The organism is Roseibium sp., assembly GCF_051016195.1.
Taxonomy (GTDB): Bacteria; Pseudomonadota; Alphaproteobacteria; order Rhizobiales; family Stappiaceae; genus Roseibium.
The window spans coordinates 4,451,983-4,473,134 of record NZ_CP134616.1 but is presented as its reverse complement, the minus strand read 5'-3'; the positions used below and the strand labels follow the sequence as shown (position 1 = coordinate 4,473,134).

Genomic DNA, 21,152 nt, shown 5'->3' with positions numbered 1-21,152 from the left:
TGCCTGTTTTGGTACAAAGCCAACCCGGTCTTTGAACCACAATTCATAATTTGCGAAACCGATGTCAACTCGGCATTTACCGACACGCGCAAGCACGTCTTCAGATCTGCCGCGTGGTTGGACCCGAACGGGGCCAGGTTTTGGTCGAAGTCTGCCCTTCCCTTTGCGCGCCTTACCTGCCACGCTGCACGGATGAGCAGACTGTTTGAAGAACTTGACTACGCTCCAACCCCAATCGGTGCGATTTCGCTGCGGCGGAGACACATATTGTCGCTGCAGACCGATGTCTTCGAAATCCTGCTCGGGGATGAGCACCTGATGTCGAGCCTTTTCACTGCGTCCGAAATCGCTCTGGCTGACAAGGGGATGGCCGCTCTGAAAGGCGATCGCCTGGATGTGCTGGTTGGCGGCCTTGGACTGGGATACACGGCCAGCGCCGTGCTGGCGGATGAACGCGTTCACGCGCTTGACGTGGTCGATCTTCTGGAACCCGTGATCCGCTGGCACCGGGAGGGACTGGTGCCGATGAAAACAGCGCTCGCGGACAATCCGAAATGCAGACTTGTCCAGGGAGACTTCTTTACATTGGCAACCTCGCAGGAGGGGTTTGACGCGGAATGTCGCGGTCGCCGGTATGACGCGATCCTGATCGACATCGACCATACACCGGAACGGCTTCTCCATGGCGGATCGCAAGGGTTCTACACAACCGAAGCGCTTGGCGCCGTGCAGCGCTTCCTCAAACCCGGCGGGATCGTCGGACTTTGGTCGGATGAAGCGCCGGATGACGCCATCACGTCGCTGCTGGCCAGTGCCTTTGGCGAGGCATGGGCGGAACCCGTGGTGTTCGAAAACCCATTGCAGGACGGGCGCGAAGTCACCCAGGCCGTCTACCTGGGACGCAAAATCTGATCGTCATGGGATCGCGAAACTCAGGAGAAGATTGTTCGCCGGCATCGAGTCATTTGCGACCGGCGTGAACCCGGCCTCAACAGCAAGCTCGGAAACGGCCTCGACCGATTTGTACCCGATTGCAGGGTCCCGGGCGCGCAAGGACACATCAAAGGAACGGTCGCCCTCCGAGGCATAATCAAACCCGCGCAAAAACGGTCCATAAACAATCACGCGGCCGTTGTCACTCAACGTCTCACGCGCGTTTTCAAAGAGCCGGGAAACAAAAGTATCCGGCACCAGATGAAGAAGATTGACGGTCAGGACCGCCTGCGCGAACCCGTTCGTTACCGGCCACGGCGCCGCGATATCAAGGGCAAGCGGTTCGGCAAAATTCTGCAGGCCGCTCTCCCGCCTCCAGGCGGCAATGCTCTCCCGCTGGCCAGGGTCGACATCGGAAGGGACCCAGTCCAGCGCGGGAAACGCCTCCGCAAACGCTGTCGCGTGCTGGCCCGTACCGCTCGCCACTTCCAGAACCCGCCCCTCCGCGGGCAATCGGTGCCGCAGCGCCTCTATCAGGGGAGCAGCGTTGCGCAAGGCGGCCGGTGCCGTCCGCCGTCCGTCGGGAGCTTCGTTCGCCTGTTGAATGATATGTCTGGCCATGCTGCGACGATGCCAGCTGAAGACGGGTGCGTCCAGCCTCGAAAGTCAGCACGGGTGGTTCACCGGACCGCACGGTTCATCCCTCCGTCCGACAAGACGCTTTGGCCGTTGATGTACCGAGCTCCATCGGATACCAGAAAGACACAGGTTTGACCGATTTCTGAAAATGAAGCAGGTCTTTGCGCCGGGATCGATGTACGGGCGAACTCTGACAGGTTCACATTTTCGCAAAAGCCGGGCATCAGATTGTTCATGTTGATGTTGTAACGGGCGTAGCGGTCTCCAAAGAGCTTCGCAAAGCTGTGCAGCGCGCCGCGCAGCATGCTCATTGGATATGGCGCACGCGGCTCTACCGCGTTCATGGAAGAGATGTTCACAAACGATCCCCCGCCCTGATCGATCATGATCGGAGTGACCAGCCGAGCCAGCTTCACAACGTTCAGCACGTACATGTCTAGGCTCTCGTGCCAAAGCTCATCGGACAACTCAAGCAGGGGACCGTCATAGTGCGGGTCGAAGCCGACCGTCTTGATCGCTTCAGGCACGCCGCCACCATGCCCCATGTTGCTGACAACGGCGTCGATGCGGCCATAAGTAGCCATGGTCTCCTCAACCAGCGCCTGCAAGTCACCCGTATTGAGAACCGACCCGCTGCGGCCGATGCCACCGAGGTCCTCCGCGAGATCTCTTGATCTGTTCGACGGTGACATGAGCGAGACCTTGTAGCCGGCTTTCGCCATCTCGATTGCGCACCCTTTGCCGATTCCCTGACCTGCGCCGGTCATGATCGCAACCTTTAATGGCGGCATATCTGCTCTCCTGATTGTCCGGCAGAGCGATAAGCGCACTGCGACTGATATGAGTTTTCTGGACAGGCAGACAAAAATATGTGTATAAAATTGAGGTCAAAAGCGAGTTTTTCACACAGCAATATGAAGAAAAATCACACCCATGAAACAGCACGTCCGGCACTTGCGTGCCCTGCAGGCGTTCGACACCGCCGCCACTCTCTCCAGTTTAAGCAAGGCCGCGTCTGAACTCGGGGTCACGCACGGCGCCGTCAGCCGCCAAATCAAGCTGCTTGAAGAGTATCTGGGTGTTTCACTGTTCCATCGGCAGCCGAACGGCGTGGAAAAGACCGGGAACGGAGAGCGGCTCCATCAGGCAACTCAGAGGGCATTTGCCTCACTCAGCGACGGAATTCGTGACGTCAGCCGTATCGAAGATACCCGCTCTATCACCCTGTCACTGTCCGCCTCGCTGGCGACCAAGTGGCTTGTTCCCAGGCTCGCTTCGTTCCGGTCAATGCACCCCGGTCTGTCCGTGTTCCTCGATACCAATGACGAAATCGTCGACCTGCACTCCAGCCAGATTGACGTCGCCTTGAGATACGGTACGCCGGATTGGGGAGATCTGCACCACGAACTCATTGCCAGCGAAGAATTGATTGTGGTTGCCGCGCCGAAGCTCGTGGCAAGCTCTGAATTGCCATTGCCGCCAGAGGCCGTTTCCTCGCTGCCGCTATTGAATGACGAGTTCAATTCAGGTTGGGACCGGTGGGCCACAGGCCATGGCCTTAACCCGGCCGACATTGCGATTCCAGCTGTCAGATTTGCAGATTCCGCTGTGCTCATCGCTGCCGCGTGCGATGGCCAGGGAGTTGCTCTCGCAAGGCGGCGGCTCGTGGAAGATGATCTGGAAGCCGGAAGGCTTGTCCGTCTGGACAACTCCACGACGACATTGGACCGGGCGCTCTATTTCGTGTGCAGGCAAACGGACCGGGATCGCCTGCCCATTCGCCGGTTCAGGAACTGGTTGATCTCGTTGGGCTTGTAGCATCTCCGGACGATGCCTGCTTCAACCGGCAAAAATCGGATGCAAGGCACTTACCGCGTACTTGTCACCGTCTTGCATTTTAACCGATCCGCCACAATCAGACGGGGCTCGCTTCGCCCCTTGCAAGTCCCTGACCCAACACTCTCCCCCCCGGGCATGCCGCCACAAGATCCAAGGCGCGGATTTCAAGCCGGGGATAAACTGGCTTCTTCAGCAACGGGACCGACACTTCATGTCGCAACCGTCCTCGCCTCCGTCGGTTCGATCCACTCAGTTGCTTTTGCTCGAAACGGGAGCCTCGAAAGCTAGATCCGGAACGAAAGCCCGGTTTGTTTTTCGGCGAGCGTATCGATGTGCAAATCCAGAACCTTGTGATCGTCTTCCGCCGAGGTTTGAAAGCTCCGCCGGTTCGTATCCTTCACGATCAGAAACGCGGCAGCCCAGATGCCGACCAGGAAGCCTGTCTTGTCCCGAAGTTCCAACCTGTGACCGATGAGGTCGCTGCCGTCGAAGCCTTCGTTGTCCTTGCTGGCGCAGACTTCAAGGCAAATCAGCTTGTTGCTGTAAAAGCGCCACGACACCTTGTGAAGGATACAGTCCTTGATCTGCTGGTCGGTATCCCAGACGAATTCGTACCAGGTGACCGGGCCGTCCTTCGTTTCCACGGCTCCAGTGTTGAAGGTTGAGGATTCAGTCTGCTGATGCGTGGAGAAGTCGAGAGTGGCCGATGGACGCGACAGCGGTATCCAGGCCGTCCCGGCATCCCCGGTTACCGCCTTCTGCAGCGCCACGAACCGCTCTTTGGCCTCGTCGGTGACACCGAACTTCTCGAGAACAGGCTTTGCAAAAACCGAAGCAATATGAAACACCGTTGCCCCCACAGAACTGATGTGCCTTTGAGTTTCTAGAATTTCAAACACAAAAGACACGACTTTCCTAGTGGACGTTGTCTGTTCCAAACTGCGACCACACCGCGGAAACCGCTCCGGAAAGCTGAGGTCGCGGGCAAAACCGGCATAACCGTTCGTCTGTCAATCGCGCCCCTTGTTGGACACGACGATCATGACCGCGCTCGGGCCAACATCACGGGTGAGTTGATCGGCCATCGTACCGGTCAGTTGATCCAGTTCATCCGCAGTCACGGCACGGTTCGGATTGTAGTAGACCACCGTATCCAGCTTGCGCCCAAGGCGAACCACGGCAAGATCGACAATCTCACCGCCTTCATCCGCAACCGCGCGCCGCAGCGCGTGCCACACCGCCAGTTGGTCTGCAGGCGAAGCCGGAGCACCCGCAAGCTGTGCCATGCCCTTCCTGAAGGCCCGGAAGTAACTGAGGATGGCGATGCTGCACAGGATCAGCACCATGACGGAATCCATCACCGGCGCAATCGGCTCAAGCAACGTGTCTTTCAAATAGGGAGTTGAGAGCAGGCCCGCCCCTGCGAAGACCGTGATGACACTGTCGTACACCGACGCCTGGGCTTCCAGCTTCAGCATGTCGCTTCGCCGTCCGGTGCGTTTCCACGCACTGTGATGGACACCCGCAAGCCAGAAGCAGGCAGCTGCAACGATCACCGTGTAAACCGCCACAGGTTCAAGGCGGATCGCTTCGACGTCTCCACCGAGCACATAATCGCTTATTCCAAGGATCGCTTGCGATATGCCGAAGATCACGAGACCGATGAGCGCCAGGCTCCGGAACGTTGCACAGAGGGCCTCGTCGGCCGCGTAGCCGAATGGCCTCTGCCTGTCCGGACCAAGATGGGCGGTCTGGCTGATGCGCATGGCAAAGACAGCCGAGATGTAACCGATCAAAGAGAACAGACCGTCTATGAGAAGCGCTTGAGAATTTGACAGCCAGGCCGCAACCGCCCCTGCAAGCCCCATTCCGAGATTGGCCCACCTGGTCAGGTTCATGGCCCTTTTCTCAAGCACCATGTGGGTTACATGGGCGGTGTCTGGCGTTTTCTCCTGCATCAACGCGTCCTGACCGGGCAGGAAGCCTGCTTGCCGCGCTTTTCCTTGCAGCTCATCGCCGTTTGCTGAAACAATGATGCGAACTTCAAATTCACCGCACTAGATCGGATACCGCAAGAGCGCCGCCAGCGGCGTAGATCCCGGCAGGTCGTTCTGCCGGACACTCAGTACGTCGCCACCCGTCTGGATCACGCGGGATGCGATCTCCGAGAGGACATCGTAGGTGTCAGGTCCTGCCGAGTCGCTGAAGGCAACCTCGCCTGTAACCGCATCGATCGTTCCCGGAACAGCCGTTTCCATGTTGACCAGAAGCGTGTCTACGGCACCGAATGTTCCCAGTCGACCGGCTTCGCTCACGCTGTCGCTGGCACGCCTGTCGTTGACACGGGCAGCGTATGTTTCCCGGACGCTTTTCAGCTGGTCTTCGTAGTGGGCGTCGATGAGCTGTCGCGAGGCAGACGCAATGTCAGCGTCGGAGCTCTCTTCGGAAGCGCCCTCGGGCTGGCCGTGCAGCACGTTATCGTAACTGCAGACGGACAGAAATATCGAGCGCATCGGTTTGTGGGCAACCAGGACCAGGGGAATGTCCCGGCCCGCCAAAAGCGGCCGCAAGGCCGCATCGACACGCCTCGAATAGGCCAGAAGATGGACCTTCTGCCCCTCGCTCCCCTGCAGACGTCCCTTGGGTGCGCGTCCGAGAATGCTGCTTTTTCCGGCGACGCTCGCGGCATCGTCCGGCATGCCCGAAACCTTGATCTCACCGGCCGGTCGGTCTCCGTTGATCTCAATGACACGGACATCATTTTGACCGAGCACGAGCGCAACGGCGTTGTGTGGGAACGCGACGGCGCGCAGAAGCGGCGTCAGGTGAAATCGGTCCGAAATTTCAATTGTGTCGTTCAGGTGATTGGGCAGCCGGTAGGTGCGAACGCTTTCCGGGGTCGCAAAGACGACCAGGCTTTCGTACTGGCGTCCCCAGAAGTCGTCATCCTCAACAATGTCGGCGAGATTTGCCTCAAGGTCCGAGATCTCCGATTTCGTCAATCGGCCATCGCTGACCTCCTGAACGGCCTCGTGCGCCAGGTTGGAAAATTTGGTGCGGTCCTGCTGGGCGTCCTGCGTCACGGGTGTCGTCCGGAGCGTGAAGCTTACGGAAACCGGATTGCGCTTGCGCGCGAGTTTCTTGATGTCGGAATAGGTCGGGATGTCGACGTAGTGCAAGGTATCCTCCACCGATAGGAAGCTGCAGACGATCCGACGCTAACCCTGGGAGAGCAAACGCGCAATCACAGAGTGTGGGTTCGTTGGCATGTCGGCATGTGCTTGACCGCTGCAGCAGCGTTCAACTGCCATCTACGCTTGTGCTGTCGGCAACGGCATCCGGTCTACATTTTCAATTTCCTGGCGGACAAGCATCTCCATGAGCTCGGCGCGTTGCCGCGCATGCGCCGGGTTGTCCCACAGATTGCGGAGCTCACCGGGGTCTTCACGCAGATGGTAGAGTTCTCCCCAGGCGATCCCCTCGAACATCGACAGACGCCAATCCGCGGTTCGCAGTGTGTGTATGCGCGGTGCGCGCCCAAGCCCGCGGTTGGTCTTTTGATGGTCGTACTGGATGAACGCGGCCTCGCGACCGCCCGACAGCAGCGAACGCCCCTGCATACCGATCGCAGGTTCGACGCAGGCCCGCTCAAGTATGGTTGTCCCGATATCATGGGTCTGACCGATTTCACCGGTCCGCCCGCCTCCGTCAGCCTCGGGGTCCGACCAGATGAATGGAACCCGCGTCAGCTCTTCGTAAGCTGCAGGTCCCTTGAACAGCATCTTGTGGTCGCCGAGATGGTCGCCGTGGTCAGTCGTGAAAATCGTCACGGCATCGCTCGCGCCGGCCTGCGTGCGGACCCGCCCGATGGCATCGTCGATCATCGAGATCATGCCGCAGGTCAGTGCACCGGCCTCCCTCACCTCTTGGGCATAGACACCCAGAACCGCGTACGAACCCGGATTTGCCCGTCCGGCTTCCCGGTCTTCAAGCACACTTGCCACGTGAGCGGGCGGATCCCAGTCGTTCGTCCCGAAAACTGCAGGAAGCGCCATGTCCGCAGGATTGTACATGTCCCAGTAGCGTCCAGGCGGGTTGAACGGATGATGCGGGTCCGGAAAAGACACCATCAGGAAGTACGGCTGATCGTCATCTGCGTTTTCTGCAAGCCAGGCCGAAGCACGTTCGGCAATATAGCTTGTGGAGTAAAGCTCCTCGGGAAGAGCCGTGCGAATGGCTTGCGGGCAGACATAGTCATGCGGCAACTGGTTTTGAGCGCCAAGCAAGCGGTCGACATCCGGGTCGCGCGCCAGAACCCATTCCCGGTAGTTGCCGCCGCAGCCATCACCATGCCGGGTGACCAGTTCCACATGGTCGAAACCGTAAAACGGCACCGGCGTATTGTATGCAATCCGGGCCGGATCTTCGGCAAGATAAGTCTCGAGGTCGTGGCGGACCGCCTGCGACAGCTCGCCCGATGCGCGGTGGAACCCGGTTCGGGTTTGGGGTGCGTCGAGCATGGGCGGTTTGCCGGAAAAGGTCTGCAAGTGGCTCTTGCCAATGAGCGCCGTCTTGTATCCCGCATCACGCAGGAGGTCGACGAAGGTGACATTTCGCTTGTCGAGCGGGATGCCGTTAGCGCGCACTCCGTGGCTGGAAGGCATCCGGCAGGTCATGAAGCTCGCTCGGTTCGGCATGCAGACCGGGCTCGCGACGTAAAACCTGTCCCAGATTGTTCCGCTGGCGGCCATCGCATCGATGTTCGGGGTCTTCAGTACCGGGTGACCGCTGCAGCCCAGGAAATCGGCCCTGTGCTGATCGGTCATGAACAGGATGAAGTTAGGCCGTTTTGGCATGACCGCCAGTCCTGTTGTGCAAGACCAGCAGCAAGGCGGTCGCACCCGCCGCGCCGATCCAGATGAGATCGGATTTCATCATCAGCATCAATGCCAGGGCAAGCCGCAAGGCGACCTCCCAGGCAGGCAGCGCACGTTTATCGAAGGCCGCAAGCGCGGATGACAGCAGATAGAGCGCAACCAGCAGCCGGCCCAGCAGAAGCAGCATCGCGCCGAGATGAACCTCCGCGTCATAGCCGGACAGGAAGGCATTACCGCCGCTCGCCTGCGGGTCGAGACGTGCTTCGGGGATCAGGAGCAGTTCCGGGTAGAAAGCGAAGATAAACGGCACGACGAACATCACGATCCCGGAACGCACCGCCGAGAATGACGTCGCCACGGGTTCCGCCTTGGTGATCGTGGCGGCTGCAAATGCGGCCAGGGCAACGGGAGGCGTTATGGCGCTGGCAACGGCAAAATAGAAGATGAACATGTGCGAGGTGAACAGCGACAGCCCGAGACCTGCGAGCACCGGTCCCATCAACAGGGCTGCGTTGATATAGGCCGGAACGGCGGGCATGCCCATGCCCAGAAGTACCGCAAGGAACATGGTCAGCAACAATGCGACAAACTGGAAGTAGGCCGATCCGCTGCCGCCCAGATCAAGACTGTTCAGCCAGGCAAGGACATCAAGCGACAAGAACACCGGCAGGCCCGTAAAGGAGAGGCAGAAATCAATGATCGAGACCGCGAGAAACATCAGGTAGAGGGTCGAGATCAGGATGCCGGCATTCGATAGCGCATCGACGATCTTTCTGGGCCGCGCGCGAACTTCCGGGTCCAGGAACAGCAATCCGAGCAACAGCATGACTGCCCACCATCCGGCTGCCCCGGCAGAACCCGCAGAGTTCTGGATCGTCTGCTGGAACCAGCTCAGGCTCTGTATCTGGCAGCCTGCCTCGGTAAAGACGCGCTCCGCGCCCAGAAGACCGCCGAAAAGTCCGCAGCCAACGGCGTCTTTCGGGGTCAGCAACAACATGAGGATCAGCAAGATCGGGCCGAAAATCATCACCAGATTCAGGTAATCCTGGCGGTCCAGTGTCATCTCCTCGGTGATCTTGCCGATCGCCGTGATGTTCTGCTTTCTGGACTGGAAGACGGCAGACAGGAACAGGCAATAGAAATAGGCCAATGCCGGGATGATCGCGGCAATGATGACACTTGAATACGGGATTGCGGTGAGCGACGCCAGAATGAAGGCTGCGACGCCCATGACAGGGGGCATGATCGAACCACCCGACGAAGCAGCCGCTTCCACGCCACCTGCGAACACCTTGCTGAAGCCGCGTTTCAGCATCATCGGGATGGTCAGGACACCGGTCGACAGCACGTTGACAATCGGTCCCCCCGAAATCGTCCCGAACATGGCCGACGATACGATCGCCGCATGCGCGGGCCCGCCACGCAGATGCCGGGTCCAGCGGAACGCCAGCTTGATGAGCGACCTGCCGCCGGCTGAACTTCCGAACAGTGCACCGAGAACGAGATAAGGAAAGATCGTGTTCAGGACGATATCCATAAACCGCCCGAGCAGGCCGGATGAGTTGTTGACCAGGACATCGTGCACACGCGGCCGGCCGTCGGACAGGAGGCGCGGTTCACCGGCCAGCTTGGTGACGAAATACTTGTTGATGTCGTCCGCACCATAGACGTACCAAACCAGAACAGAGAGGATCGTGTAGGCCGAGACCAGGATCGCGACGATCACGAGCGGCAGTCCCCAGACCTTCACGTTGTAGGAAAGGAAAACGACGATCGCCAGGCCCACGATCAGCACGAGCCAGCCGCCGGTCGTGTTCACGCATTGCGGGTCTTCAACGGTGGTCGGAGCCGGAAGGCCGAGACTTTCGCTGAAGGCGGCCGCCGCTGCCAGGCTCTCTTCGATCAACCGCGCCCGGTCACCGGTTATGCGATCGACGAGACACACGGATTCGATCTCGATCAAGTAGGTGAGCGAAACCGTGAACGCCATCACAATGAGCGCGAGATCGAGATAGAGGCCGAACCGGCGCTTGATCACGCTCTTGTCGCGCCAGTCACGCCAAAGGGAATGCTTCAGCACGACGATCAGCATCATCAGCGCGAAAAAGAACGGATAGAACCACTCGAATGGAAACTTGCGGAGCTTTGCGGCGTCGTTCCCCGAAAGACCCGCAATCAGGGCATCGTAGCCCGGTATGCCGGGTGTGGAATTGACCAGCCCGACAAGAACCATTGTTACCGAGAGAACATAAAGCAGCTGAAGAGAAAAACTGCGACGATCCTGTGAACCGTTTGAACCGACCACCATGTTGCGTGTCACCCGCCAGACGCCGGGCGGGCGCCCCACGCGCCCGGCCGGTGGATTTGGACCTTATTTGGCACATTCAGGAAGGGTGTAACCGGCTTCCTCCCAGGCAGCGATCGCTCCCGGATGGTATTTCAGCGGGTTCGGACCGCACATGTCCGTAATTTCGATGGCTGTCTCCCCGTGCCAGGTGACAGGCATGAACGGCGCTTTGGCGTGGTAGATCGACTCGATGTTTTCAATCGCCGCCGCGGTCAGCGATTTGGCAAGCTCGAAATCCATGCTCTTGTTCACGATGTCCGCACCGACGGTGCCCGGCCCCCGGAATGTGTCGTCTTCGGAGACAATCGTGACCCCTTCGCCATAGCCCATGTCGGCGACAGGCATGGAGAACTTCACGGTACCGGGCAGCTTCGCCACGTTCTCGAACGGTTCGCTGTCATAAACCTCTTTCGAGACGGAATAGATCGTCATGTTGCCGGACGCCAGGCTTGCCGAAACGCGTGGGTCCGGGAACGACATCGGGAGAACAAAGGCATCGGCAGAGCCGTCCTGCATCGTCTTGACCGCCTGCCCCCAGTTCACCTGTACGCCTGTATAGCCAGACCCTTCCTCAAGACCGGTGTTGGTCTTGATGAGAAGCCTCGCGTTGGTCAACGCAGCGCCACGCGGCGGCCCGTTGAAGATGGTCTTTCCTTCAAGGCCGTTCCAACCACTGATTTTCGAACTGTCGAAGGCCATGAGCCCCTGGACCGAGATCCGGTAGGTGTAAAGAACGGCGAGCTGGTCTGCGAGTTCCGCACCTTTTTCGGCACCGAGCCCGGCATAGGGACCAACGCCTTTCGACAACAGGAACGGCAGAATGAAGGGTGCAGCGGCGATGTCGGTCTTGCCCTCGGCGACATTCTGAACCGAGTTTGTGAGCGTCTGGCCCGAGGTGACCTGTATATCCGCCACCCCGGCTTTTGCGGCCGCCTCTGATAGAGAGATGATGGAAATTCCCGGCGTTGTGTTCGGCGCAGCTGTCTCGGCGGACAGGATGGTTTGAGCTTGTGCACCGGCCGTCAGGCATAGCACCGCCGCAAGGCTTCCCAAGACATTTCGAGACATCGTTTTCCTCCCTGATCGATGTTTCCTTTGCCCCCGATGTTTCGTCCAACCCTCCCAAGCGGCGCGAAACAAGGCTTCAAAAATATCGACATTTTTTCTATTTTGATAGTAATAGAGGTATTATGGAGAGTTTCAATGCCTGAATTTTTGCTTTTTGTCGCCCCGAACACCTGCGCCCGCGTCCCGACGATCGCGCTTGAGGAAATCGGTGTGCCATTCGAGACGGAACTGGTGCGCACCGCCGCCAACCAGCAGAACTCGCCGGAATTCCTCAAATTAAATCCGAAAGGCAAGGTGCCGACCCTGCTTGTCGACGGAGTTCCGCTCACAGAAAACGTGGCGATACTCAACTGGCTGAATGCCCGGTACCCGGAAGCAAACCTGCTACCGGACACCACGAACGCGTTCGAAAACGCACAGCAGATTGCGGACCTGTCGTTCTTTTCCGCCACGGTTCACCCCATCGTCACCCGGGTGGCAATGCCGCTCAAATTCATCGAAGACAAGGCCTTGTCATTCGAGATCGTGCGTCCGGTCGGCATCGAGGCAATGAACAAGATCATGAACATGATTGAGGCGCGCCTCGCCGATGGCCCCTGGTGGTACGGCGACACCTGGTCAGCCGTGGACGGGTATCTCTACTGGGTCTGGGGGCGGATCACCGGCGTCGGTTACCCGACCGGCAACTACCCCAACATCCGGCGGCACTTCGACCTCAACAACGAACGTCCGGCCGTTCAGCGTGCAATGGCGCGAGAAGCAAAGAACGTTGAGGTTCTCAAGTCAGAGGGACTTTACATGGCACCGCGCTAGCCACTGTGGCGCGCCGGATCGTCAGCAGCGCGAGGCTTTCGCGAAACCGGTCCCGAAAGGCCCCTGGATACAATGTTCTTATGGAGATGATGGTCATCAGATGAACGTACTTTGGATCATGGCGGATCAGCTGCGCTGGGACTACCTGAGCTGCTACGGCGCAACGCACATTCACACACCTAATCTCGATCGCCTGGCAGCAAAGGGCGTCCGGTTCAATCGTGCCTACGTCCAGTCGCCGATTTGCGGACCCAGCCGGATGAGCTTCTACACCGGCCGTTACGTGCGCAGTCACGGAGCCACCTGGAACGGCTTTCCGCTTCGTGTCGGAGAACCGACCCTCGGCGATCACCTGCGCGAGATTGGCGTCGCCAGCACCCTGGTAGGCAAGACCCACATGCGCGCCGACGAGGAAGGAATGAAGCGCCTCGGGATCGATCCGGAAAGCACGATTGGCGCCTTGGTCAGCGAGTGCGGTTTTGACGTTTTCGTTCGCGATGACGGCACAAACGCGGCAACCGACAAGAACCGTCACGCCGAGGACTATGAAGAATACCTGCGCGAACACAACATGGGCGGCGATACGCCCTGGGAAGAATGGGCGAATACGGCGATCGGACCGGACGGGGAACTCAAGTCCGGCTGGCTTCTGGAAACGGCCCCCCTTCCCGCCCGCGTTCCCAGGGAACATTCCGAAACCGCCTGGCTGACGACCCGCGGCATCGAATTCATGGAGACGCAGGGAGACGATCCCTGGCTCTGCCATCTGAGCTACATCAAGCCCCACTGGCCCTATCTCGCCCCGGCTCCTTACAACGACATGTATTCGGCAAGCGACCTCCCTCCGGTCAATCGCAGGGATGGCGAACACACCCACCCGCTCATGAAAGCCTGGAGCGAGACCCGGATATGCCGGAGTTTTTCGCGGAGCAATGTCAGGGACATCGTCGCACCGGTCTACATGGGCCTGATCAAGGAACTCGATGACAATATGGGAAGGTTGTTCGACTACCTTGAACACAGTGGAAGAATGCAGGACACGATGGTCGTGTTCTGTTCGGACCACGGCGACAACATGGGCGATCACTGGCTTGGAGAGAAGGACCTGTTTTACGATTGCTCTGCGCGTATTCCACTGATCGTCTATGACCCCCGGCGAGAGGCTGACGGAATGCGCGGAACCTCGTCGGATGCCCTTGTCGAGGGCATCGATCTCGCGCCGACATTTCAACAGTTCCTTGGCGGGCCGGCAAAACCGCATGTTTTCGAAGGGCGCTCACTCGAACCGCTGCTTCACGGCAAGTCAGCTGACTGGCGCGATCACTGCATCTCCGAATACGACTACGCCACACGCGATGCCCGCCGTGCCGTCGGTGTGGACCAGAGCGATGCCCGGCTCGTGATGGTCTTCGATGGACGCTGGAAGTACATCCATGTCGAGAACATGCGCCCGATGCTGTTTGATCTGGAAACGGATCCGGACGAACTCAACGATCTCGGAGACAATCCCGGCTACATCGAGCAGATCGAGCGGCTGAAAGCACTTCATTTCACCTGGGCCCGCCGACATCACTCCCGCATCACCCGCACGCCCGAAATAATTGAAAAAATGACTGACACGCGCGAGCCGGAAGGCATCTACATCGCCTATTGGGACCCGGCGGAACTCGAGGCCGACGGGCTGAAAATGCCGCCGCACATCAAGAGCAGCTAGTGGGTCCGAATCCCCACGCTTAAAGCACGCTTTTCAGCTGGGACGCGACTGCCCCCGTTTTTTCCAGATCGTCGCCACCTACAAAGATGTAGCGGAAAGACCCGTCCTCCCAGGCGGTTGTCGCAAGGCCGTGAAGCATCTCCGATGATGGATCGCTGGCTTCGCCGCGCGGGCCGGCCGTCGTGACGCAAAGCGCGAAAGGTGTTCCTTCGGCATCCTGATAGACGATCTGGATCAGCGGTGCGTCGTCGAGACCGAGGACCTGAACGCGCGCAAGTCTGAGCAAGGACGGCGCATCAAGCGGCGCCTGTTCAAGCGGCCGGCCGAGCTTTTTGCTGGCTACTTCGAGCTGACGTTCCAGGACATCGGCGCTCGCAATGGTCAGTCTCACGGTGTCTGCGACATAAAGCGACTGGTACTGCGCAACCCTGCCGCGCCAGTCATCCGCAGACGGCATGCCAAGCCACATGGCGCCGCCGCCAAGCACGGCCCCGAGAACCAGCACCGCAGCCAGTTTCGTCCATTGCGTGTGGTTTCTGCCGCGCTTTTCTCCGTCAGGCACAACGCGTTCAAGATCGGCCAGAACCCGTCTGCCGGGCAGTCCTTTCATGGCACCGCGCACGGGCGCGGCAATCGGGTCGAGCGTCATCACACGGTGTTCCAGTTCGCGGTCCACGCGCATGGTCTGTTCGATCTGTTCCGCGCGCCGCGGGTCCATGTCACCGCTCAGAAAGTCAAGAAGCTCCTGATCTGAGTAGGTCATGTCTTCTCCTTTCTGTTTCCGCCGGCCGGACGTTCGGCAAAGTCCCGCAAAACCTTTCGTGCCGCGTGAAGACGGCTCATGATTGTCCCGATCGGCACGTCCAGGATGACCGCCGCCTCGGAATAGGTGAATTGTTGCACGAAGACGAGTTCCACCACGCTGCGCTGAGCATCCGGCAGCGACATCACTCGAGCAATGACCTCCCGCGCAAACAGGTTTGTCTCGATCTCAGGCGCGATATCCGCAATCTGGTCGATGTCTACCGTTGCAAATGCTTTGTCCTGCCTGCGCGCACGGCTCCTCAACTCGTTCAGCCAGATCGACCGGCAGATCCGAAGGCACCAGCCTTCGAAACTGCCTGTTTCCTGAAACTGATCGGCTTTTTCAACCGCGCGCAGGCAGGTGGATTGCGCGAGATCATTTGTCATCTCAATGTCACCCGTCAGGCTGAGCGCAAACCGCCAGATTGACGGCAACGCTTTTGGCAGCATGTCCCTGACCGAGCGAGATTTCATGGCAGACTCCAGCCGGCCGGCGGCTGGAACACCGCCGGCAGCCAACAAAACCTATTCGACCGTAATGGTGATCACGTCGGAATAGATCGGCGGATCGTGCGGGACATGGTTGAGGTCACCGAGAACCAGCTGGAGCGTGTGTTCGCCCGGGCTGAGTTCAAGCACGGTCTCTGTCTGCCCGCCACCGTAATGCTTGTGGTTGTCGTCGGCCGGAACGTTGTAGATGAACTCGTCCTCACCATCCTCTCCCTGGCCGATCGGCGCACGGTTGAGCAGAAGATGGTGATGACCTGTGTTTTCCTTTTCAATACCTGCCGGCGCAACACCCATTCCGGACAGACCGAAGACGACCGTTACCGGCCCGTTGACCTTGTCCCCATCCTTCAGATTGACGAAATAGACCTTGGCATCCGGATTGGCCGGCGTTTCACCGGCAATGGCCTGCGATCCGAAAAGGCCAAGGGCCACAACAACAGGTGCAACAATGAATTTCATGACATTTCTCCTCCCGATCAAGTCTCCGTATGCCCTATAGACACCATAAGACCGGATTTATTCATCCCAGGAGTATTTTTTTGAGCAATGTCCGGAACACCCCGGAATTCCGTCAAGCCAATGTCCACCGGAAACGGGCCTCTCAGTAAAACGTCGCCCCTCCAGACCTCAGTGACAAGAGCAACGCCCGTTCGGGCCATGTTTCACGCCCACCCCTTGACCGGATTTCAGCCAATTGATCTCGCGCCGCTGCAATATCCCCTTTTTCCGCGAGACCCATTCCGAGATAAGAGCGTGCCGAGAGATTGTCCGGATCGGCGGAAAGTGCGCTTTCATAAAAGGCAAGCGCCACGTCCCAGTTCCCTGATTTGCGCGCAAGAAAGCCTCGATAGGTCAGGACGCGTGTGTTCGTCTGGTCGGTGATTGCATTGAGCGCAAGCGCGGCGGCATGGAGCCTGCCGGCATAGGCAAGTTCCCGCGCAGCGCGGAAACGATCCGGATCGCCGAAGACCCGCGACTCCAGCTTCACGCACTTCTTCGACTTGTCGTCCCAGGCTTCGCCATCTGCGCATTGCTTCGAGGTTGGCGTCGGCTCCGGCGGTTTTGTGTTCCAGTCATCGGGATCGACCGCACCTGCCAAGTTGATTATCGCGCCGTAGATCGCGAAGGCGAGCGAAAGTTTTATCAAGCTAAATTTCATTGATGCGACCAGCCGAATGCGTTTTCCCCGCGCGAGTGTCTGTCTCCGCCCTGCGCAAGTCAATTGTCCGGTTGGCCGTACACGCTCTCATCAGGTGCAGGCGCTGCCACCTCACAGGCTTTCGATAACCACAGCAATGCCCTGCCCGCCGCCAATGCACATGGTCGCTGCACCGAGCGTCTTGCCTGTCCGGCCAAGTTCATAGACCAGCTTGGTCATCAGGATCGCCCCTGTTGCGCCGATCGGATGCCCGAGGGCAACCGCGCCGCCATTCGGATTCACCTTTTCGGACGGAAGACCAAGGAGGTCGTTGACCGCGCAGGCCTGTGCAGCAAAGGCTTCGTTCGATTCAACCACGTCCAGATCATCTGCGCTCACCCCGGCGCGTTTCATGGCAATCTGCATGGCCGGCACCGGACCGATGCCCATGACCGCCGGATCAACACCGGCGACACCATACGAGCGGATTCGCGCAAGTGGCTTCAGACCAAGCTCGGACGCCTTGTCAGCCGACGCAAGAATGATCGCGGCCGCCCCGTCATTCAAACCGGACGCGTTGCCCGCCGTTACCATTCCGTCCTTCTTGAACACCGGACGCAGTCCTGACATGTCGTCCAGCTTCGCTTCGCGCCGGACATGTTCATCCGTATCGAAGACGCGCTCCTTGCCGCGACGCCCGACCGCAAGCGGAACGATCTGGTCCCTAAAGTGGCCGTCCTGAATGGCCGCGCTCGCGCGGCGATGGCTTTCAACCGCAAACTCGTCCTGTCTTTCACGGGATATGTCGTAACGCTCGGCGACATTTTCCGCAGTCACACCCATATGGCCTATTCCGAACGGGTCGTGCAGCGCGCCGATCATCATGTCGACGATCCCCGTATCGCCCATCTTCTGTCCCCAGCGCGCGCCCGGCAGCTGATACCCCGCACGGCTCATGTTTTCGGCCCCGCCCACGAGTGCCGTCTCGCCATCGCCCATGGAGATCGCCTGAACGGCCGAGACGACCGCTTGCAATCCGCTGCCACAAAGCCTGTTCATCGTCAGAGCTGGTGCATGATCCGGCACCCCCGCCTGACGCGAGGCAACACGGGACAGATACATATCGCGCGGCTCGGTGTGGATGACGTTGCCGAAGAAAGCCTGCTCGATCTGATCCGCCTGAATTCCGGCCCGTTCGATCGCAGCCTTTGCCGCCGTCGTCGCAAGATCACAGGGTGGTGTGTCCTTCAGCGCTCCGCCGAAACTGCCGACGGCCGTACGCGCAGCACTTGCAATCACGATCTCTTTCATTGGTCAGTTCCTTTGTGTCTGGGCCGATTCAATAACCGGTGTTGCCGGTTCGGATCTGGTGGCATCCAACAGCTTGCCGCGAACAGAACACCGAGGCAATTCCGCCAAAAGGTCATCCCGGGGAGAAACACTGTCACATTTTGAGGAGAACGGACCCTGATCGGGTTCCAGCCGCGATCATGTCATGCGCTGCCGCACAGTCTTCGAGCGGCAGAACGTCGGATATCTGAAAGTTCAGTGCGTTTCGATCAAGCAGGTCCGTGAGATTGGAGAGAGTTGTGGCGCGTTCGGAGGCAGACAGGATGTAGACCAGAACCAGGTCGATTGTCACAGCCTTGAACATCAAGGGATAAAACGGCAGCACCGGCGTCATGTCCTTCGCCGACCCAAAGGCTGCGATCGTACCGCGTTCGGAAATGATCCGGGTGTTCGTCTCGACGTTCTTGCCAAATTCGACTTCGACGATCCGGTCGACGGTCCGGCCACCGGTTGTCTCAAGAATGCGGTCTGCCAGGTGTTCGTCGGTGTAGTCGAACACCTCTTCGGCTCCGGCGCCTTTCGCGGTCGCGATCGCCTCGTCTCCGCGCGCCGTTGAAAGCACCCGGGCTCCCGAGGCCGCGGCGACCTGTATGGCGAGGCGCCCAACGGTGCCCGCACCACCGCTGACCAGCACGGTTTGTCCATCAACCTGACCGCCGCCAAGCACGGCATGACAGGCGGTAAGACCGGGAATGCCGAGAACAGCCCCTTCTTCGAAAGAAACGTGATCAGGCATTGCAACTGCCTGCTCAGCAGGCAAGACGATATACTCTGCTGCCGTCCCGAAGGCGCGTTGCCACTGGCCGTTCCAGATCCAGACACGTTCCCCGATCCGGCTTGACGGCACACCGTCGCCCACGGCCTCGATTACACCTGCACCATCGCTGTGCGGAATGATTTTCGGAAAAGGCGGTTCCGTTACGCCGGGGCGTCCGCCCGCCCTCGCGCGGATGTCCGACGGATTGACGCCGGACATGTGGAGCCGGACCAGCACTTCGCCTGGAGCCGCCGCCGGAGGCGCAATGTCTTCTAGGGTCAGGACGTCTGCTGCCGGCCCGAACCGGCCGTAGGTGATCGCGCGCATGATTTGTCTCCCGGACAGGCAAGATTCTTTAAGATCCATTTGTGCGATGCCAGAACACGATCGGGCAAGACAAAAGACAAATGCGGGCAGCGCGCACCAAACGTAAAAAGCAGGCCCACCGTTGCTGCCGGTGAACCTGCTCGGGACTGATAAGGGATCAGGCTTTGAAAACGGGCCGTATCCGACCCGCATAAAGCTTAGTGACAGTCAGGACGCTGGCCCGGCAGCAAAACCTTGTCGATCACGTGAATGACGCCGTTGTCCGCCTTGATGTCGGCAATGATGACGTTGGCGGTGGAGCCGGTACCGTCGGCAATGTCCACGCCGCTGTTCGAGCGCGTGATACAGGTGCGCTCACTGGTCAGGAGCGGCTTGAAGTAGTTGGAACCGACCGGAATCTTGTTGGAGGTCAGTTCACGATCGTCGACATGATACAGAAGCACGTTGGTGAGCTGATCCTTGTTTTCCGGCTTCAGCAGCGTCTCAACGGTTCCTTCCGGCAATGCGGCGAACGCGTCATTTACTGGAGCAAATACAGTGAAAGGACCCGGCCCTTGAAGTGCATCGGCTAGTCCCGCGGCTTGAACAGCAGCAACCAAGGTGGTGAAACGCTCATCACCTGCTGCGATATCCACGATTGTATTTGCGTTTGCCTGGCCGGCAAAAAGACACACTGCTCCCGCAAGGGCCATGAGGCTCTTTTTCATGACAACTACTCCTGGTGTTGATTGAATTACAGGGACATTACGCCGCATTGACTGGAGCAGATCTTACGGATTTGGAAAAAATCGATATTTATTATTGCCGCGAGAGCCAAGCCGACTGAAATTGCTGCCGGATTGAATGAAATGTGTTTCACCAATCAATCGGTTTGCGGTCGCGGAAGAAGCCGCCGGTCGGTCCGTCTGCATCAAGTGTCGCGAGCCAGATGGCCGTATCGGCTCCCTCTTCCGGGGATTTTGCAGCCGATGCTCCACCCATGCGCGTGCGTACCCAGCCAGGACACATTGCATTCACCTTGACGGTGTCGGGCAACGTTCTGGCCGATGCCAGGGTCAGCGCGTTCAGGGCCGCCTTGGCAACACCGTAGGCGGCCGGACCTGAGACACCATCCGAGAATGCACCCCAACCGGACGAAACATTGACGATCCTGCCGTAACGATTGTGCACCATTGCCGGGACGAGCAAATGCATCAGCCTGTAGGGTCCATGCACCATGACGGACATCGATCGCTCAAAGTCCTTCGGATCATCAAGCAACCGGCCCGCCCCCAGAACGCCGGCGTTGTTCACAAGAATGTCGACGGTGCCGATCGCCTCGACAGCGTGATTGATGCTCCTCTGGTCCGAAACGTCAAGCTCAACAGCGCTTGCGTTCATATCGTGTGCGATTTGATTTCCCGCCGCCAGATCGCGCACGCCCAAAATGATATCGCACCCCTTCGCCGCCAGTCCTTTTGCGATCGCAAGTCCGATGCCGCGGTTGGCACCGGTGACAAGTGCACGCCTTCCCGTCATTGCGCCAACCTTTCCGGCACAGGTGCTAACTCGTACTGAGACCAGAAAAACGTGTTTGCCGCGTCCTGATCGGCACTCAGATTTGTGGCTTCGACAATCTTGCCGTTCTCGATCCGGTAAACGAGTGCCCAGGTGGTATCGACATTCGGCTTGCCTTCCGCGTTGGACCAGCCCCTGTGAATATCGACAACGTGGGTCTCATCTGCCCCGAAATAGATCGGCTCGGCCTTGAAGCCAGCAACCCCCAACTGGGAAAAAAAGGCGAGAACCTCGTCACGGCCATGCCTGGTCCCGGACAGGGGATGACGGCCTGGAATGTGCCATGCCACGTTCTCGTCCATGACCGCGGCGATCCCTTCAAGGTCCCCTGCCCCATAGGCCTGGAAGAAGTCCTGAACCACCTTGATGTTGCCTTCCGGCGACGCCGCCATGCTCTGACCCCCGGCAAAAAGCGCGCCGGCAAATACGGCGCATTGAATGGCTGCTCTCATCTTTCCTCTCCTCTTGATCCCGGAAAT

21 protein-coding genes are annotated in these 21,152 nt (G+C 59.1%); 4 read left to right on the top strand and 17 right to left on the bottom strand.

Annotation, left to right across the window (positions count from 1 at the left end; translation table 11 throughout):
* The first annotated feature begins 267 nt into the window (after nucleotides 1–267).
* Complete coding sequence (locus RDA78_RS20520; RefSeq protein ID WP_434051649.1) at nucleotides 268–912, top strand: spermidine synthase; 645 nt, start codon at nucleotides 268–270, stop codon at nucleotides 910–912.
* Nucleotides 913–915: 3 nt separating this feature from the next.
* On the opposite strand, the gene RDA78_RS20515 is transcribed toward RDA78_RS20520, so the two are convergent.
* A complete protein-coding gene (locus tag RDA78_RS20515; RefSeq protein ID WP_434051648.1) occupies nucleotides 916–1,554 on the bottom strand; it encodes a DUF938 domain-containing protein in 639 nt (212 codons plus the stop codon).
* Between the two features lie 59 nt (nucleotides 1,555–1,613).
* A complete protein-coding gene (locus tag RDA78_RS20510) occupies nucleotides 1,614–2,363 on the bottom strand; it encodes an SDR family oxidoreductase (protein WP_434051647.1) in 750 nt (249 codons plus the stop codon).
* Between the two features lie 142 nt (nucleotides 2,364–2,505).
* Here RDA78_RS20510 and RDA78_RS20505 point away from each other — a divergent pair, with 142 nt between their 5' ends.
* Nucleotides 2,506–3,390 carry a LysR substrate-binding domain-containing protein gene (locus RDA78_RS20505; protein WP_434051646.1) on the top strand — a complete coding sequence of 295 codons (885 nt, stop codon included), beginning with the start codon at nucleotides 2,506–2,508 and terminating at the stop codon, nucleotides 3,388–3,390.
* Between the two features lie 305 nt (nucleotides 3,391–3,695).
* Here the strand turns inward: RDA78_RS20505 and RDA78_RS20500 are convergent, their stop codons facing one another.
* The 6 genes from RDA78_RS20500 to RDA78_RS20475 form a co-directional block, all read right to left on the bottom strand.
* Entirely contained in the window at nucleotides 3,696–4,259 is a 564-nt protein-coding gene (locus RDA78_RS20500) for a hypothetical protein (RefSeq protein ID WP_434051645.1), read from the bottom strand.
* Nucleotides 4,260–4,421: 162 nt separating this feature from the next.
* The gene (locus RDA78_RS20495; protein WP_434051644.1) at nucleotides 4,422–5,369 is read right to left on the bottom strand and encodes a cation transporter; all 948 of its coding nucleotides are present in this window, start codon (nucleotides 5,367–5,369) and stop codon (nucleotides 4,422–4,424) included.
* Between the two features lie 99 nt (nucleotides 5,370–5,468).
* On the bottom strand, nucleotides 5,469–6,590 hold the full coding sequence (locus tag RDA78_RS20490; RefSeq protein WP_434051643.1) for a hypothetical protein: 1,122 nt from the start codon (nucleotides 6,588–6,590) through the stop codon (nucleotides 5,469–5,471).
* Nucleotides 6,591–6,722: 132 nt separating this feature from the next.
* Nucleotides 6,723–8,267: a sulfatase family protein gene (locus RDA78_RS20485; protein WP_434051642.1), complete on the bottom strand. Its 1,545-nt coding sequence runs from the start codon at nucleotides 8,265–8,267 to the stop codon at nucleotides 6,723–6,725.
* Nucleotides 8,251–10,596, bottom strand: a complete 2,346-nt coding sequence (locus tag RDA78_RS20480; protein WP_434051641.1) for a TRAP transporter fused permease subunit — start codon at nucleotides 10,594–10,596, stop codon at nucleotides 8,251–8,253. The genes RDA78_RS20485 and RDA78_RS20480 overlap by 17 nt, the downstream gene beginning before the upstream one ends.
* Before the next feature lie 63 nt (nucleotides 10,597–10,659).
* Complete coding sequence (locus RDA78_RS20475) at nucleotides 10,660–11,703, bottom strand: TAXI family TRAP transporter solute-binding subunit (RefSeq protein ID WP_434051640.1); 1,044 nt, start codon at nucleotides 11,701–11,703, stop codon at nucleotides 10,660–10,662.
* Between the two features lie 135 nt (nucleotides 11,704–11,838).
* On the opposite strand from RDA78_RS20475, the gene RDA78_RS20470 reads away from it, so the two are divergent.
* Together RDA78_RS20470 and RDA78_RS20465 are read left to right on the top strand one after the other, a co-directional pair.
* On the top strand, nucleotides 11,839–12,516 hold the full coding sequence (locus RDA78_RS20470; protein WP_434051639.1) for a glutathione S-transferase family protein: 678 nt from the start codon (nucleotides 11,839–11,841) through the stop codon (nucleotides 12,514–12,516).
* 100 nt (nucleotides 12,517–12,616) lie between these two features.
* Nucleotides 12,617–14,230: an alkaline phosphatase family protein gene (locus RDA78_RS20465; protein WP_434051638.1), complete on the top strand. Its 1,614-nt coding sequence runs from the start codon at nucleotides 12,617–12,619 to the stop codon at nucleotides 14,228–14,230.
* Between the two features lie 19 nt (nucleotides 14,231–14,249).
* Here RDA78_RS20465 and RDA78_RS20460 read toward each other — a convergent pair whose 3' ends face one another.
* The 9 genes from RDA78_RS20460 to RDA78_RS20420 form a co-directional block, all read right to left on the bottom strand.
* Nucleotides 14,250–14,993, bottom strand: coding sequence for a hypothetical protein (locus RDA78_RS20460; protein ID WP_434051637.1), 744 nt, complete (start codon nucleotides 14,991–14,993; stop codon nucleotides 14,250–14,252).
* A complete protein-coding gene (locus tag RDA78_RS20455) occupies nucleotides 14,990–15,508 on the bottom strand; it encodes an RNA polymerase sigma factor (protein ID WP_434051636.1) in 519 nt (172 codons plus the stop codon). Before RDA78_RS20455 ends, RDA78_RS20460 begins: the two co-directional genes overlap by 4 nt.
* Nucleotides 15,509–15,559: 51 nt before the next feature.
* Nucleotides 15,560–16,003, bottom strand: a complete 444-nt coding sequence (locus RDA78_RS20450) for a DUF4399 domain-containing protein (RefSeq protein WP_434051635.1) — start codon at nucleotides 16,001–16,003, stop codon at nucleotides 15,560–15,562.
* A 142-nt stretch (nucleotides 16,004–16,145) separates the two neighbouring features.
* A complete protein-coding gene (locus RDA78_RS20445) occupies nucleotides 16,146–16,691 on the bottom strand; it encodes a tetratricopeptide repeat protein (protein ID WP_434051634.1) in 546 nt (181 codons plus the stop codon).
* A gap of 123 nt (nucleotides 16,692–16,814) precedes the next feature.
* Nucleotides 16,815–17,993, bottom strand: coding sequence for a beta-ketothiolase BktB (gene bktB / locus RDA78_RS20440; RefSeq protein ID WP_434051633.1), 1,179 nt, complete (start codon nucleotides 17,991–17,993; stop codon nucleotides 16,815–16,817).
* 133 nt (nucleotides 17,994–18,126) lie between these two features.
* Nucleotides 18,127–19,116 (bottom strand): NADPH:quinone reductase, encoded by a 990-nt coding sequence (locus RDA78_RS20435; protein ID WP_434051632.1) that lies wholly within the window; start codon nucleotides 19,114–19,116, stop codon nucleotides 18,127–18,129.
* Nucleotides 19,117–19,313: 197 nt separating this feature from the next.
* Nucleotides 19,314–19,823: a fasciclin domain-containing protein gene (locus RDA78_RS20430; protein ID WP_434051631.1), complete on the bottom strand. Its 510-nt coding sequence runs from the start codon at nucleotides 19,821–19,823 to the stop codon at nucleotides 19,314–19,316.
* 148 nt (nucleotides 19,824–19,971) lie between these two features.
* Entirely contained in the window at nucleotides 19,972–20,634 is a 663-nt protein-coding gene (locus tag RDA78_RS20425; protein WP_434051630.1) for an SDR family NAD(P)-dependent oxidoreductase, read from the bottom strand.
* Nucleotides 20,631–21,125: a nuclear transport factor 2 family protein gene (locus tag RDA78_RS20420; protein ID WP_434051629.1), complete on the bottom strand. Its 495-nt coding sequence runs from the start codon at nucleotides 21,123–21,125 to the stop codon at nucleotides 20,631–20,633. Before RDA78_RS20420 ends, RDA78_RS20425 begins: the two co-directional genes overlap by 4 nt.
* Nucleotides 21,126–21,152: the final 27 nt, after the last annotated feature.